This window comes from Xanthomonas sp. 1678, from assembly GCF_031455575.1.
Lineage (GTDB): Bacteria > Pseudomonadota > Gammaproteobacteria > Xanthomonadales > Xanthomonadaceae > Xanthomonas_A.
In genome coordinates, this window is sequence record NZ_JAVDSZ010000010.1 from 146973 (window position 1) to 161416 (window position 14444).

General features: G+C 69.1%; 13 protein-coding genes. 5 read left to right on the plus strand and 8 right to left on the minus strand.

What is annotated here, in order from left to right:
* The first annotated feature begins 271 nt into the window (after positions 1-271).
* From J2Y70_RS17450 to J2Y70_RS17460, 3 genes are all read left to right on the plus strand, one after another.
* Positions 272-2155: an ABC transporter ATP-binding protein gene (locus tag J2Y70_RS17450; RefSeq protein ID WP_309920344.1), complete on the plus strand. Its 1884-nt coding sequence runs from the start codon at positions 272-274 to the stop codon at positions 2153-2155.
* A 26-nt stretch (positions 2156-2181) separates the two neighbouring features.
* Entirely contained in the window at positions 2182-2577 is a 396-nt protein-coding gene (locus J2Y70_RS17455; RefSeq protein ID WP_309920346.1) for a hypothetical protein, read from the plus strand.
* 97 nt (positions 2578-2674) lie between these two features.
* A complete protein-coding gene (locus tag J2Y70_RS17460) occupies positions 2675-3454 on the plus strand; it encodes a ferredoxin--NADP reductase (RefSeq protein ID WP_263394830.1) in 780 nt (259 codons plus the stop codon).
* Positions 3455-3594: 140 nt separating this feature from the next.
* Here the strand turns inward: J2Y70_RS17460 and J2Y70_RS17465 are convergent, their stop codons facing one another.
* Together J2Y70_RS17465 and J2Y70_RS17470 are read right to left on the minus strand one after the other, a co-directional pair.
* Entirely contained in the window at positions 3595-4086 is a 492-nt protein-coding gene (locus tag J2Y70_RS17465; protein WP_309920352.1) for a glutathione peroxidase, read from the minus strand.
* A 4-nt stretch (positions 4087-4090) separates the two neighbouring features.
* Positions 4091-6133: an amidohydrolase family protein gene (locus tag J2Y70_RS17470; RefSeq protein ID WP_309920355.1), complete on the minus strand. Its 2043-nt coding sequence runs from the start codon at positions 6131-6133 to the stop codon at positions 4091-4093.
* Between the two features lie 208 nt (positions 6134-6341).
* On the opposite strand from J2Y70_RS17470, the gene J2Y70_RS17475 reads away from it, so the two are divergent.
* On the plus strand, positions 6342-8543 hold the full coding sequence (locus J2Y70_RS17475) for a M3 family metallopeptidase (protein WP_309920358.1): 2202 nt from the start codon (positions 6342-6344) through the stop codon (positions 8541-8543).
* 84 nt (positions 8544-8627) lie between these two features.
* Here the strand turns inward: J2Y70_RS17475 and J2Y70_RS17480 are convergent, their stop codons facing one another.
* The 4 genes from J2Y70_RS17480 to J2Y70_RS17495 form a co-directional block, all read right to left on the minus strand.
* A complete protein-coding gene (locus J2Y70_RS17480; RefSeq protein ID WP_263394834.1) occupies positions 8628-9125 on the minus strand; it encodes a MarR family winged helix-turn-helix transcriptional regulator in 498 nt (165 codons plus the stop codon).
* 75 nt (positions 9126-9200) lie between these two features.
* Positions 9201-10319, minus strand: coding sequence for a cyclopropane fatty acyl phospholipid synthase (cfa, locus tag J2Y70_RS17485; protein WP_309920362.1), 1119 nt, complete (start codon positions 10317-10319; stop codon positions 9201-9203).
* Positions 10320-10334: 15 nt separating this feature from the next.
* Complete coding sequence (locus J2Y70_RS17490) at positions 10335-11141, minus strand: DUF3298 domain-containing protein (RefSeq protein WP_309920366.1); 807 nt, start codon at positions 11139-11141, stop codon at positions 10335-10337.
* A gap of 119 nt (positions 11142-11260) precedes the next feature.
* Positions 11261-11548, minus strand: coding sequence for a GNAT family N-acetyltransferase (locus J2Y70_RS17495; RefSeq protein WP_263394837.1), 288 nt, complete (start codon positions 11546-11548; stop codon positions 11261-11263).
* 299 nt (positions 11549-11847) lie between these two features.
* Here J2Y70_RS17495 and J2Y70_RS17500 point away from each other — a divergent pair, with 299 nt between their 5' ends.
* Positions 11848-12048 carry a hypothetical protein gene (locus J2Y70_RS17500; protein WP_263394838.1) on the plus strand — a complete coding sequence of 67 codons (201 nt, stop codon included), beginning with the start codon at positions 11848-11850 and terminating at the stop codon, positions 12046-12048.
* 183 nt (positions 12049-12231) lie between these two features.
* On the opposite strand, the gene J2Y70_RS17505 is transcribed toward J2Y70_RS17500, so the two are convergent.
* Positions 12232-12867, minus strand: a complete 636-nt coding sequence (locus J2Y70_RS17505) for a rhomboid family intramembrane serine protease (protein WP_309920370.1) — start codon at positions 12865-12867, stop codon at positions 12232-12234.
* Positions 12868-12875: 8 nt separating this feature from the next.
* Positions 12876-14432 carry an oligopeptide:H+ symporter gene (locus J2Y70_RS17510; protein ID WP_263394840.1) on the minus strand — a complete coding sequence of 519 codons (1557 nt, stop codon included), beginning with the start codon at positions 14430-14432 and terminating at the stop codon, positions 12876-12878.
* Positions 14433-14444: the final 12 nt, after the last annotated feature.

Here is a 14444-nt window from a genome sequence, read left to right on the forward strand (position 1 = left end):
AGTCGCTCCCACAGTGAAACCGACAGGCCTGGCAGTGGACCACAGTATTCCGGCACCGCCAGCCGTCGCCGGAGTATCGCGGGTCGCCTGAGTGGGTAGCAGTCGTTCGGCAAGCCCATTGTGGGAGCGACTTCAGTCGCGACAGGCCTTGCCGGTCAAGCCCAATGCAGCGCAGACAGGCGCAACAGCTCTCACTCCCGCGCGCCGACCTTGAGTTCTGCACGCCGCCCAAACACTCCCCGCGCACGCCCGGCCCCGGCACAATGCACCGATGGCCTCTTCTCCTCCTTCCCACGGTGCCGCGCCCGCCGCGTCCCGCACCGGCCCCAGCCTGCGCGAGCGCTTCGACGCGATGCGCAACCTGCCGCCGTTCCTGCGCCAGATCTGGCAGACCAGCCGCTGGCTGACCCTGACCAGCATCGGCCTGCGCGTGCTGCGCGCGCTGATCCCGGTGGCCTCGCTGTACATTGGCAAGCTGATCATCGACGAGGCGATCCATCTGGTCGGGCAGTCGCCCGGCTTCACCTCGTTCGGCGAGGCGCTGGCCAGCGGGCGGCTGCAGCGGCTGCTGGAGCTGCTGGCGCTGGAACTGGCGCTGGCGATCGGCTCGGACCTGCTCGGGCGGCTGGTGAGCTATGCGGACACGCTGCTGTCGGAGCTGTTCAACAACGTCACCAGCGTGCAGCTGATGGAGCATGCCGCGCAGCTGGACCTGGAGGATTTCGAGGACCCGGAGCAGCAGGACAAGCTCGACCGCGCGCGGCGCCAGACCATGGGCCGGATGAACCTGATGAGCCAGCTGTTCGGCCAGGTGCAGGACGCGATCACCGTGGTCAGCTTCGCGATCGGCCTGGTGGTGTATGCGCCGTGGCTGATGCTGCTGCTGGCCGTGGCGCTGATCCCGGCGTTCGTCGGCGAGGCGCATTTCAACGCGCTGGGCTATTCGCTGAACTTCCAGTGGACCGCCGAGCGGCGCCAGCTCGACTACCTGCGCCAGGTCGGCGCCAGCGTCGAGACCGCCAAGGAAGTGAAGATCTTCAACCTGCACAGCTTCCTGATCGGGCGCTACCGCGCGCTGGCCGACCGCTTCTTCCAGGCCAACCGCGCGCTGGCGCGCAAGCGCATGCTGTGGGGCACGCTGCTGGCGGCGCTGGGCACGCTGGGCTACTACGCCGCCTACGGTTACATCGCCTGGCGCACGGTGCGCGGCGATTTCAGCATCGGCGACCTGACCTTCCTGGCCGGCAGCTTCCTGCGCCTGCGCCAGTTGCTGGAGGGGCTGCTGATCGGCTTTTCGCAGGTGGCCGGGCAGGCGCTGTACCTGGACGACCTGTATTCGTTCTTCCGCATCGTGCCGGAGATCCGCACCCGGCCCGGCGCGGTGCCGGTGCCGCGGCCGATCACGCGCGGCTTCGTGTTCGAGAACGTCGGCTTCCGCTATCCGGACGCCGAGCAATGGGCGGTGCGACACCTGGACTTCGCCCTGCACGCCGGCGAAGTGCTGGCGCTGGTCGGCGAGAACGGCGCCGGCAAGACCACCCTGGTCAAGCTGCTGGCGCGGCTGTACGACCCGGACGAGGGCCGCATCCTGCTCGACGGCCGCGACCTGCGCGACTACGACCTGGACGATCTGCGCGCCAACCTGGGGGTGATCTTCCAGGACTTCGTGCGCTACCACCTCAGCGCCGGCGAGAACATCGGCGTCGGCCGGGTCGATTCGATGGCCGATGCCACGCGGATCCGCGCCGCCGCGCAGCGGGCGATGGCCAGCGAACTGATCGAAGGCCTGCCGCACGGCTACGAGCAGCTGATCGGACGCCGCTTCAAGACCGGCGTGGACCTGTCCGGCGGGCAGTGGCAGAAGATCGCGATCGCGCGCGCCTACATGCGCGATGCGCAGGTGATGATCCTCGACGAGCCCACCGCGGCGCTGGATGCGCGCAGCGAATTCGAGGTGTTCCAGCGTTTCAAGGAACTGTCCGACAACCGCACCGCGGTGCTGATCTCGCACCGCTTCTCCAGCGTGCGCATGGCCGACCGCATCCTGGTCCTGGCCGGCGGCCAGATCGAGGCCAGCGGCACCCACGCCGAACTGATGGCGCAGGGCGGGCGCTACGCGGAGCTGTTCGAACTGCAGGCCGCTGGGTATCGTTGAGCCTCGCCTGCCCTTTCGGACCCGCCATGCCGCGACGCCTCCTGCCCTGCCTGCTCGCCGCCGCCATGGCGTTTCCCGCTGCCGCGGCCGACCCGGTCCCCGCGCCCTCGGACTACGCCGCGGCCAAGGCGCTGGCAGACCGCGACGAGGCCGCGCTGCCTAGCGCGTTGGCCGAGCGCCTGCAGGCGCTGCAACGCGCGGCGCTGGACGAGGGCGTGGCCAGTTGCGCCACGCCGCGGCCGGACATCGCGCCGTTCGCCATCGTGGTCCAGCTGCAGGCCGACGGCAGCGTCGCTGCGAGCTGGCGCAACGGCACCACGCCGCTGGCGCTGTGCCTGGAGCGTTTCCTGCGCCAGCGCCCGCTGCTGGCCCCGCCGCAGGCGCCGCTGTACCTGTCCTACGAGCTGTCGTTCACGAAGTGACGCGCGGCGGGATGGACTGGCCCAAATGAGATCGCCTCTCATTTGAGTCAACATGGGGTAGAATGGCCGCAGCTCCTTCCCCATAACGATCAACGGCATGTCCTCTGCTTTTGGCCCCGAAACGGTGCTCGAAGTCCGTCACTGGACGGACGACTACTTCAGCTTCACCACCACCCGCAACGAAGGTTTCCGCTTCGACAACGGCCAGTTCGTGATGATCGGCCTGGAGACCGAGACGCGGCCGCTGCTGCGCGCCTACTCCATCGCCAGCGCCAACTGGGAAGAGCGGCTGGAGTTCTTCAGCATCAAGGTGCCGGACGGCCCGCTGACCTCGCGCCTGCAGCACATCAAGCCGGGCGATTCGGTGCTGGTCGGCAAGAAGCCCACCGGCACGCTGCTGATCAGCGACCTGCACCCGGGCCGGCACCTGTACCTGCTCGGCACCGGCACCGGCCTGGCGCCGTGGCTGTCGGTGATCAAGGATCCCGAAACCTACGAGCGTTTCGACAAGGTGATCCTGACCCACGGCGTGCGCTTCGAAAAAGACCTGGCCTACCGCGACTACTTCGAGAACGAGCTGCCGCAGCACGAGTTCCTCGGCGACACGATCCGCGAGAAGCTGCTGTACTACCCGGCGGTGACCCGCGAGGACTTCCGCAACCGCGGCCGCCTCACCGAGCTGATCGAGAACGGGCAGATGCAGCAGACCCTGGGCCTGCCGCCGCTGGATCCGGAACACGACCGGGCGATGATCTGCGGCAGCCCGCAGATGCTGGCCGACCTGCGCCAGACCCTGGACGCGCGCGGCTTCGTCGCCTCCTCGCGGATCGGCACGCCGGGCCATTACGTGTTCGAGCGGGCCTTCGTCGAGAAGTAGCCGGCGACCGCGATATTTGCGCCGGCCAACCGCGGCGCGCTTTTGTAGGAGCGGCTTCAGCCGCGACAGCTGCTATCCGTAGAGCCTGTCGCGGCTGAAGCCGCTCCTACAGAAAAGCGGGCCGCCTGCGCATCAAGCACTCAACCCAGCGCGCGCTCGATGTCCGCGGCCAGCGCTTCGGGCTTGTCGGTCGGCGCATAGCGCGCCAGCACCTGCCCGTCGCGGCCGACCAGGAACTTGCTGAAGTTCCACTTGATCGCGGCGATGCCGAGCAGCCCCGATTTCTGCTGCTTGAGCCATTGCCACAGTGGATGCGCCGCGTCGCCGTTGACCTGCACCTTGGCGAACATCGGGAAGTCGACCTCGTAGGTCAGCGCGCAGAACTGCTTGATCTCCTCGGCGTCGCCGGGTTCCTGTTGGCCGAACTGGTCGCACGGGAAGCCGAGCACCACCAGCCCGCGTTCGCGGTACTGCCGCCACAGCGCTTCCAGCCCGGCGTACTGCGGGGTGAAGCCACACTTGGAGGCGACGTTGACGATCAGCAGCACCTTGCCCGCGTAATCGGCCAAGGGTTGCGGGCGGCCGTCGATGTCGTCGGCGGTGAAGGCGTAGGCGGTGGTCGGCGTGTCCATGCACTCAATCCTCGACGGTGGCGATGCGCGCGGGCGCGGCGAACGGTTCGATGCCCAGCGCGGCATGCACTTCGCTGGGGTAATAGGCGGTGCCCTGCTTGACCACCAGCGCGACCTTGCGCAGGTCGGCGATGTCGCGGGTCGGGTCGCCGTCGACCAGGATCAGGTCGGCGCGCTTGCCCGGAGTGATCGAGCCGCGGCTGTCCAGCGTGCGCGAGTACTTGGCGCCGTTCCAGGTCGCCACCTGCAGCGCCTGCGCCGGAGTCAGCCCGGCCTGCACGTACAGTTCGATCTCGCGCTGCAGGGTGAACCCGGGCGTGGCGTCGGTGCCGGCCACCAGCGGCACGCCGGCCCGGTACAGGCGCCCGACGAAGGCCACCATCTTGTCGTAGGACCGGGTGTACAGCGCCGCGGTGGCGTCGTCGGGAATGTCGAACTCGGCGCTGCGCAGCCCGCGCTGCACGTCCGGCGGCAGGTGCTCAGCGACCGCGGCGTAGGCCTGCGACAGTTCGCCCGGGCGCTGGCGGATGAAGTCGAAGGTGGCCACGGTCGCATCGATCACGGTCTGCCGCTTGGCCAGCTCCTGCACGAAGGCCTGCACCGGCGCAGAGTCGAAATCCAGGTCGGCGGTGCGCTTGGCCGGCAGGTAGAAGCGCTCCAGCGTGCGCGTATCGGTGTCGTGGGTGGCGTAGAAGTTCAGCAGCACCTGGTTGATGTGCTGGATCTCGTCGTAGCCCTGCTCCACCGCCTCGTGCGCGAGCATGTGCACGGGGATGTGCCCGCTGACGCGCAGGCCCTTGGCGTGCGCGTAGGCCGCGGTGTCGCGCACCAGCGCCTGCGGGAACGAGTTGTAGATCTTGATGCCGACGTAGCCGTGCGCCGCGTACCAGTCGACAGCCTCGTTGGCCTGCGCCTGGGTGCTGATCACGAAGCCGTTGCGCGCCGACATCGGGCTCTCGCCCTCCAGGAACCCGCAGGCGACCAGGCTCGGCATCAGCAGCTGGCCGGCGCGTTCTTCCTGCATCACCTGCTGCAGCGTGGCGTTGTCGTTGCCCATGTCGCGCACCGTGGTGACGCCGGCAGCCAGGTGCAGGCCGCCGTCCCAGCGGCCGACATGCCCGTGCATGTCGAACAGGCCCGGCAGCAGCACCCGCCCCTGCGCGTCGATCACCTGCTGCGCCTTCGCCGGCGCGGCGCCGGTGGCGGCCACCGAGACGATCTTGCCGTCGCGCAGCAGCACGTCGGAGGCGGCGCCGAGCGTGGCGTGCTCGCTGTCGAACACGCGCGCGTTGCGGATCAGCGTGGTGCCGGGCAAGGGATGCGCCAGGCGCTGCTGCAGGTCGACCAGGGCGGTGGCCTCGGCCTGCTTCTGCGCCGCTTCCAGCGCGTCGGCGTCCTTCTCGTAGCCGGTCTCGATCAGTTGCATCCAGCCGGGCGCGATGAACGCGAACAGGCGCGGCGCGGCGCCGGTGGTGAGCCAGGCGAAGGTGGGCGTGAAGCCGACCCCGGTCAGCGCCACCAGCTGCACCTCGCGCGCGCTGTTGCCGCGGCCGACCTGCGCCTGCACCAGCTTGCGCAGGGTCAGGCTGCCGCTGGGGATCAGCGGCAGCTTGCCGTCGCTGCGGCGGACCAGCGCGCTCACCGCCGCCGAGGTCGCCGCCGGCGTGCCGCCGAGCGGCCAGTATTGGGCGCTGCCGGCCACGCGCCGCTCGCCCTGGTCGGACGCGGTCTTCCAGTGCACGCGCTCGCCGTCGCGGCTGAAGCGCTCATCCACCGGCGCGCCGAAGGTCGAGGTGCCCTGCACCTGGTAGGTCTTGAAGGTGCCGTCGGCCGCCAGCGTGAACTGCTCCTTCAGTTCCGGGCCGCGGCCGTTGTCCTTGAACACGAAGTCCACGCGGGTGACGCCGTCGTCGCCGACCTCGACGGTCTGCTGCCCGGCCTGCGTGCCGCCGTCCACCAGCGCCACGTAGCGCAACGTCTGCGCCGACCACGCCGGCGCCGCCCATGCCGCGCACGCGGCCACGCACAAGCCGAACATCGCTTTCATCGGTTCTCCCCGCGGCCGTCGGCCGTCTTCACGCAATGGCGGTGGTCTGCATCGGTCTGGCGCTATATGACGCCGCCGCCGCGGCGAAGGCAAGCGCGGGCGCAGCATGCGCCGGGCCTGGCGCGGGGCACCCATGGCTTTAGTCACAGGCCACATGCGCCATGCTGGGGTAGCCTGCATGGTCCGCCTTATCGCTGGATGCCGCTTGATGACCACCCGCCTCGCCCTCGCGCTCGCCGCCACGCTCGGACTCGCCATGCCTGCCTACGCCAACGCCGCCACGCCCGCCGCTTCGCAGGCGGCCACCCAGGGCAACCCGTTCTTCGCCGAAAGCCCGTTGCCGCTGCACTACCCGCAGTTCGACCGGATCAAGGACAGCGACTTCGCCCCGGCCTTCGATTCCGGCATGGCGCAGCAGCTGAAGGAAGTGGAGGCGATCGCCAACCAGAAGGCCAAGCCGACCTTCGACAACACCATCGTGGCGATGGAGAAGAGCGGCCAGGTGCTGGACCGCGCCACCACCGTGTTCTTCAACCTGGTCGGCGCCGACACCAACGACGCGCGCAAGCAGCTGCAGGCCGATTATTCGGGCAAGTTCGCCGCGCACCGCGACACCATCTCGCTCAATCCCAAGCTGTTCGCGCGCATCCAGGCGCTGTACGACACCCGCGACCAGCTCGGCCTGGACGCGCAGGGCGTGCGCCTGGTCGAGAAGTACTACAGCGATTTCGTGCGCGACGGCGCCAAGCTCGGCGATGCCGACAAGACCAAGCTCAAGGCGATGAACGCCGAGCTGGCCAAGCTCGGCACCCAGTTCAGCCAGAACGTGCTGGCCGAAGTGAACGCCGCCGCCGTGGTGGTGGACGACGTCAAGCAGCTCGACGGCCTGTCCGACGAACAGATCGCCGCGGCGGCCGAAGCGGCCAAGGCGCGCAAGCTCGACGGCAAGTACGTGATCGCGCTGCTCAACACCACCGGCCAGCCGCCGCTGACCCAGCTCAAGGACCGCGCGCTGCGGCAGAAGATCTACGAAGCCTCGGTGTCGCGCGGCAGCCACGGCGGCCAGTACGACAACACCGCGCTGGTGTCGCGGATCATGAGCCTGCGCGCCGACCGTGCCAAGCTGCTGGGCTATCCGAACCACGCCACCTATTCGCTGGAAGACCAGACCGCCAAGACGCCCGAGGCGGTCAACGCGATGCTCGGCAAGCTGGCCCCGGCCGCGGTGGCCAACGCCAAGCGCGAGGCCGCCGACCTGCAGGCGATGATCGACAAGGAACAAAAAGCGGCCGGCAAGCCGAGCTTCACCCTCGCCGCCTGGGACTGGGCCTACTACAGCGAGAAGGTGCGCCAGGCCAAGTACGACTTCGACGAGAGCCAGCTCAAGCCGTACTTCGAACTGAAGAACGTGCTGGAGAACGGCGTGTTCTACGCCGCAAACCAGGAGTACGGGCTGACCTTCAAGCAGCGCACCGACCTGCCGACCTACCGCGACGACCTGCTGGTCTACGACGTGTTCGACGCCGACGGCACCCAGTTGGCGATCTTCATCGCCGACATGTACGCGCGCGAATCCAAGCGCGGCGGCGCGTGGATGAACTCCTACGTGTCGCAGTCGGCGCTGACCGGCTACAAGCCGGTGGTCGCCAACCACCTCAACATCCCCAAGCCGCCGGCCGGGCAACCGACCCTGCTGACCTGGGACGAGGTCACCACCGCGTTCCACGAGTTCGGCCATGCGCTGCACGGCATGTTCTCCAACGTGAAGTACCCGTACTTCTCCGGCACCAGCGTGCCGCGCGACTTCGTCGAGTTCCCGTCGCAGGTCAACGAGATGTGGGCCGACGACCCGGCCATCCTCAAGCACTACGCCAAGCACTACCAGACCGGCGCGGCGATGCCGCAGGCTTTGCTGGACAAGGTGGTGGCCGCGGCCAAGTTCAACCAGGGCTTCGCCACCACCGAGTACCTGGGCGCGGCGATGCTGGACCAGCGCTGGCACCAGCTCGGCGCCGGCCAGGTGCCGCCGGCATCGGGGGTGATGGACTTCGAGGCCAAGGCGCTGGCCGCCGACGGCATCGCCTACGCGCCGGTGCCGCCGCGCTACCGCACGCCGTACTTCAGCCACATCATGGGCGGCTACGCGGCCGGCTACTACGCCTACATCTGGTCCGAAGTGCTCGACGCCAACACCCAGCAGTGGTTCAAGCAGCACGGCGGACTCAGCCGCGCCAACGGCGACCGCTTCCGCCAGACCCTGCTCTCGCGCGGCGGCAGCGTCGATGCGATGCAGCTGTTCCAGGACTTCGCCGGGCACGCGCCGAAGATCGAGCCGTTGCTGGAAAAGCGCGGCCTGACCCCGGGCGGCGGCGACGGCGCCCTGCCGCAGACGCCGGCCGGCAAGGACTGAGCCAGCGCGAAATGCGTCCGACGCCGTCCGCTCGCGGGCGGCGTTTTCGTTTACGGCGCCGCCGCGGCAGGCGGACGCCGTGGGTCAGCCGGCGTCGTCGATGCCGGCGAGCATCTTCTTGAGCAGCGTCTCCAGTTGCACCTGCTCGGCCTCGTCGAGGCCGGCGGTCTCCTCTTCCAGGAAGCCGCACACACTCGGCAGCATGCCTTCGATCAGCGCGATCCCGGCCGGCTGCAGGGTCAGGGTGATCTTGCGCCGGTCCTCGGGGCTGGCCGAGCGCAGCAGCAGGTCCTTGGCGCACAGGCTGTCGGTGAGGCGGGTGATGTTGGCCGGCTTCTCGCTCGCCGCCTCGGCCATCTCGGTGGGGGTGATGCTCTGCCCAGGCGTGCCGTACAGCATCATCAGGATCTCGTACTCCGGCGGGCTGATGCCGTGCGCCTTGAGCAGCACGCAGGCATTGGCGTGGACGCGCTTGTACAGGTGCTTGACCAGCCTGACCAGGATGGCCGGTTCGCGGGGAAACGCAGGGTAGCGCTCGCAGGTATGCGCAACGCGGCGCTCGGTCTGATCGAAACTTCCCATGGGGGATCGGGATCGCATGTGGGTCGAAGCTGCCATGCTACCCACTGTCGCGCCGCAGCGGCGGCGGCGCGCAGCTCAACGCGGCACGCGATACCCTCCGCGTACCCCTTCCGGCGACAGCAGCAACTGCCACAGCTGCGCGCGGCGGCAACGGAAGGTGGCCATCGACCCGGCCAGATAGAAGCGCCACATGCGCCGGAAGCGCGCGTCGTAGCGCTGCGCGTCCAGCCGCGGCCAGGCCGCCTCGACGTTGTCGCGCCAGGCCTGCAAGGTGCGGTCGTAGTCGGCGCCGAAGTTGTGCCAGTCCTCGCATACGAAGCGGCCTTCCAGCGCCACCGCGATCTGCGCGGCCGAGGGCAACATCGAATTGGGAAAGATGTAGCGCGCGATCCACGGATCGGTACGGTGCCGCGACACGTTGCTGCCGATGGTATGCAGCAGGAACAGCCCGTCCGGATGCAGGCAGCGCCGCGCCTGGGCGATATAGGTGCGGTAGTTCTTGTCGCCGACGTGCTCGAACATGCCGATCGAGAAGATCGCATCGAAACGTTCGTCCACCGCGCGGTAGTCCTGCAGGCGGATCTCGACCGGCAGGCCGCGGCACAGCTGCCGCGCGTACTCGGCCTGGGCCTGCGACACGGTGACGCCGACGCCGGCCACGCCATAGCGCTCGGCGGCGAACTTCAGCGCCTCGCCCCAGCCGCAGCCGATGTCCAGCACGCGCATGCCCGGGCGCAACCGCAGCTTGCGGCAGACCAGATCCAGCTTGGCCTCCTGCGCCGCATCCAGGTCGTCGGCCGCGGCCCAGTAGCCGCAGCTGTAGACCAGGCGGCGACCGAGCATCGCCTGGTACAGGTCGTTGCCCAGATCGTAGTGGCGGCGTCCGACCTCGTAGCTGCGGCGCCCGCGCTGCAGGTTGAACATGCGTGCGCGCAGCGCATAGGCCAGGTCGGCGATGCCGTGCACGCGCTGGTCCAAGCGGGCACCGATCAGCCGCGCCAGCGTCTCGTCCAGCGCCGGCGCATCCCACCAGCCGTCCATGTAGCTTTCGCCCAGGCCCAGCGACCCCTGCGCCAGCACCCGCGCGTAGAAGCGCGGATCGTGCACGTGGAGGTCGTGCGGTCGCTGGCCGTCGATCCGCACGTCGGCACCGGCGAGCAGATCGACGACACGACGCTGCAGCGGCCCGGCCATGCCCGCAGCACCCCGCTACGCCGCGAACAGCTCCGCGTATTCCGGCGCGACCAGGCCGCGCAGCACGCTCGCCGGGACATCCACCGACTGCGTGCCATCGGAATACGGTCCCACCTGGTAGGGCGGGAACACGAAGCGCAACGCCACGATCTTGCCGGCGGCATCGACCAGCGGCTGGAACTGGCTGAAGTTCTGCGCCTGCGGCTCGGTGCCTTCGGCGATCATCTTGTCGGCGCTGCGCACCTGTTCGTCGTGGTCCTCCGGCGGCAGCTGCTCGGCGTCCACCCGCGCCTGTACCGCCTGGCGCAGTTGCGCGGCGACGTAGTCGGCCACCTGCGTCCAGCCCTTGGGATCGGGGATCAGCGTCTCGGCGGTGAGCATGCGCTGCTGCTGCGGCAGCCATACGAAGCGCGCCACCAGCGGCTCGCCATGGGCGCCGCCGGTATAGCGGCTGCCGTCGGCCGCCACGGCCACCAGCTCGGGCCGCTCCAGCAGCATCTCGAACTGCAGCGACAGTTCGTAGGGCGCGCTGGGACGGTCGTTGCCGAGGCCGCCGACCGCCTGCATCAATTCCTCGCGCGCGGCCTGCGCATAGCGCCCGACCGCCTCGGCCAGGCCCGGATAGCGGTTCAGCGCCGGCGGGAAGGTGATGCCGACGACGTAGCTGGGGCTGTGCTCGATCACGTCCTTCAGCTCCGCCGGCGCGGCCGCGACCGGCGCGGCCGCCGCGACGGGCGCAGCAGCGGCCGGCGCCGGTTCGGCGGCGGGCGTGGCCGTCTCGCGCTTGCACCCCGCCACGGCCAGCGTCGTCGCCAACGCCAACGCCGTCCACCGCCATCGATTGTTCGGTCCTGCCTGTGCCCTGTCCCTCACGTCCACTGCCCCTGTGTCCTGCGTTTGTGTGATGACGGATTATCGCGCCGTCGCCGCGTCGTGCGCACTCAGCCGAGCAAATCGGCGTATTCGGGATGGCGCTGGAAGAACGTCGCCGCATACGAACAGGCCGGGACCACCTTCAGTCCCTGCGCCCGCGCATGCGCCAACGCCGCCGTCACCAACCCCGCCGCCAGCCCGCGGCCGCCGATCGCGGCCGGCACGCCGGTATGGGTGATGACCAGGCGCCCGTCCTGCAGCAGGTAGTCCAGCGCGGCCTCGTGGCCGTCCAGTTGCAGCGCGAAACGCTGCCGCTGCGGGTCGTGCTCGATCGGCGGGAGGGACGCGGCGTTCATGGCCAGATTCGTGCGATGGAACGCGCAGTCTGGTCGGCCGCGCGCCGCGACGATGTGAAGCCGCGCGCCGCGCTGCGTCACCCGCGGCCGACGCATTGCGTCACTTCCGGCCTGGGAGGCGCCTCGCCACGCCCCGGCATGACCCGGCCGGCGCCCGCACCGCCCTTGCGGCTGCCCGCATCTGGGCCTGCGCCCTAAAGTCCCGCCGCGCGCGGCCGCTACCAAGCGTGCAGCAGCGTGGAAACCTGGCATGCGACTTGCGGATTCCATCACGATGTCATCGAACAGGGGCGATACGTATGAGCGACAACGAACAGATCCATGGCGACCACGATGCGTCGTTGCTGGAAGGGCTGTACCAGCTGGTAGTCAGCGGCCACACCCAGGGCTGGGAATTCGACCAGCTCAACAGCGAGGTCTACGACCGGCTGAAGGAAACCTACGCGCACGCCGGCATCGGCAGCGCCCAGGTGCAGTTGCGCGGCCAAGAGGCCGCCTGAGCGACCAAGCGCCCGCTCCGGCCCGCGGCGCGGGCCGGAGGCACCGCCCGCCCGGGCGGTCGATCGCCACCATGGCACGCCGGCCACGCTGGCGGCCCGATTCCCGAAGTCCTCCCGCCCCTCGCACCGCCGCCGTTGGCCGACCGCGACGGGATCCAGCCGCGACAAGTCGCGCGCCGCGTCCTAGCCGCGGCCGAAGCGCGGCTGCGCCAGCTGGTCGAGGAAATGCTGCAGCACCGACGGCTCCATGATCAGCAGGAACATCACCCCGAACGCCGCGCCGGCCAGGTGCGCGCTGTGGTTGACGTTGTCGCCGCCGCGGCGGTCCATCCAGATGCTGTAGCCGACGTAGAACAGCGCGTAGAGGATGGCCGGGATCGGGATCGGGATGAAGAAGAAGTAGATCCCGGTCCACGGCGCCAGCAGGATGTAGGCGAACAGCACCGCCGACACCGCGCCCGAGGCGCCCAGGCTGAAGTAGTTCGGGTTCTTCTGGTTCTTCAGGTAGCTGGGCAGGATCGCCACCACCAGCGCCGCCAGGTAGAACAGCGGATAGGTCAGCACGCTGCCGGTCTGCCGCTCCATCAACGTCTCGATCGGGCCGCCGAAGAAGTACAGCGTGATCATGTTGAACAGCAGGTGCGGGAAATCGGCGTGGATGAAGCCGTGGGTCACCAGGCGGTCGTACTGCCTGTGCCGGTCGATCGCCGGCGGCCACAGGATCAGCCGGTCGAGCAGCTTGCGGTTGTTGAACGCCACCCACGACACCAGCACGGTGAGGGCGATCAGGATCAGGTTGACGGGGGTGACGGACGGCATGGGGGGCCTCAGGCGGGACGGTAGTGGTCGACCATGCGGTAGCGGCGCGCGTACAGGCCGAACAGCAACGCGGCGATCAGGGCGAATGCGGCGAAGAAGAACATCAGGAACGCGGTTTCGCTGAGCCCGGTGCTGCCGATGTGCGCGGTGACGGTGTCGTTGCGCACCGCCGCGTTGGACAGCAGCACCCACAGGTTACCGACCGTGGTGGTCAGGTTCCAGAAGCTCATCACCACGCTCTTCATCGATTGCGGGGCCTGGCTGTAGGCGAACTCCAGGCCGGTCGCCGACACCAGCACCTCGCCGAAGGTCAGCAGCGCGTACGGCAGGATCTGCCAGGCGATGGACAGCGCGTCGCCGCCGTCCATCAGCACCTGCAGGGTACCGACCACGATCCAGGCCAGGCCGCTGAAGACGATGCCGACGGTCATCCGCCGCAGCGCGGTCGGTTCGTAGCCGCGGCGGCGCAGCAGCGGGTACAGCACCAGGTTGTTGAACGGGATCAGCAGCATCACCAGCGCCGGATTCAGCGCCTGCATCTGCGAGGCGCTGAACCAGTCGGGCATCTGCATCCGCTGGCCCTGCAGCACCCAGGTCGAGGCCTTCTGGTCGAACAGCGAGAAGAACGGCGTGACCAGCGCGAACACCACCAGCACCCGCAGCACCGCGCGCACCCCGTCCACCGCCGCGTCCGGATGCACCGCGCGCGCCCGCTCCAGCTGCCACCAGGTGCCACCGCCGATCCCGGCCAGCAGCAGCACCAGCGCCAGGCACAGGCAGATCACGATGCCCAGCGTCGGCAGCAGCGCGAAGCTGCCCAGCGCCAACGCCACCGCGACCACGGCGAGCGCCAGGCCGGGACGTCCCTGCCCCGGCACGCGGCGCAGCAGCGCGCTGCGCACCACCTGGGCGAAGCCGTGCGGATCCTTCGGCGGCAGCGGCACGTGCACGTAGCGGCGGCGTCCGGCCCAGAACACCAGCGTGGCCACGAACATCAGGATCCCGGGGATGCCGAACGCCCACGCCGGGCCGAGGTTCTTCAGCGCCAGCGGGATCAGCAGCGAGGCGAACAGCGAGCCGAAGTTGATGATCCAGTAGAACGCGTCGAACACCACCTTGGCCAGGTGCTTGTTGGACTGGTCGAACTGGTCGCCCATGAACGAGGCCACCAGCGGCTTGATCCCGCCCGCGCCCAGCGCAATCAGGCCCAGGCCGAGGAAGAAGCCGCCGCGGCTGCCTTCGAACAGCGCCAGGCAGGCATGGCCCGCGCAATAGACCAGGCTGAACCACAGGATGGTGTTGTACTTGCCGAAGAAGCGGTCGGCCAGCCAGCCGCCGAGCAGCGGGAAGAAGAACACGCCGATCATGAAGCTGTGCATGATGTGCTTGGCCTCGGCCTCGCGGCCGGGCGCGGTCATCTCCTGCAGCAGCAGCGAGGTGATCAGGAACTGCACCAGGATGTTGCGCATCCCGTAGAAGCTGAAACGCTCGCAGGCCTCGTTGCCGATGATGTAGGGAATCTGCCGCGGCATCTTCGCGCCGGCGTGGCCGTTCGCCGCGCTCATGCGCAGGTCCTC

Coding starts and splice junctions, on each gene's coding strand:
- J2Y70_RS17460 (WP_263394830.1), top strand. CDS start 2,675: ATGTCCTCTGCTTTTGGCCCCGAAACGGTGCTCGAAGTCCGTCACTGG.
- J2Y70_RS17500 (WP_263394838.1), top strand. CDS start 11,848: ATGAGCGACAACGAACAGATCCATGGCGACCACGATGCGTCGTTGCTG.
- cfa (WP_309920362.1), bottom strand. CDS start 10,319: ATGGCCGGGCCGCTGCAGCGTCGTGTCGTCGATCTGCTCGCCGGTGCC.
- J2Y70_RS17450 (WP_309920344.1), top strand. CDS start 272: ATGGCCTCTTCTCCTCCTTCCCACGGTGCCGCGCCCGCCGCGTCCCGC.
- J2Y70_RS17505 (WP_309920370.1), bottom strand. CDS start 12,867: ATGCCGTCCGTCACCCCCGTCAACCTGATCCTGATCGCCCTCACCGTG.
- J2Y70_RS17510 (WP_263394840.1), bottom strand. CDS start 14,432: ATGAGCGCGGCGAACGGCCACGCCGGCGCGAAGATGCCGCGGCAGATT.
- J2Y70_RS17480 (WP_263394834.1), bottom strand. CDS start 9,125: ATGGGAAGTTTCGATCAGACCGAGCGCCGCGTTGCGCATACCTGCGAG.
- J2Y70_RS17470 (WP_309920355.1), bottom strand. CDS start 6,133: ATGAAAGCGATGTTCGGCTTGTGCGTGGCCGCGTGCGCGGCATGGGCG.
- J2Y70_RS17465 (WP_309920352.1), bottom strand. CDS start 4,086: ATGGACACGCCGACCACCGCCTACGCCTTCACCGCCGACGACATCGAC.
- J2Y70_RS17475 (WP_309920358.1), top strand. CDS start 6,342: ATGACCACCCGCCTCGCCCTCGCGCTCGCCGCCACGCTCGGACTCGCC.
- J2Y70_RS17455 (WP_309920346.1), top strand. CDS start 2,182: ATGCCGCGACGCCTCCTGCCCTGCCTGCTCGCCGCCGCCATGGCGTTT.
- J2Y70_RS17495 (WP_263394837.1), bottom strand. CDS start 11,548: ATGAACGCCGCGTCCCTCCCGCCGATCGAGCACGACCCGCAGCGGCAG.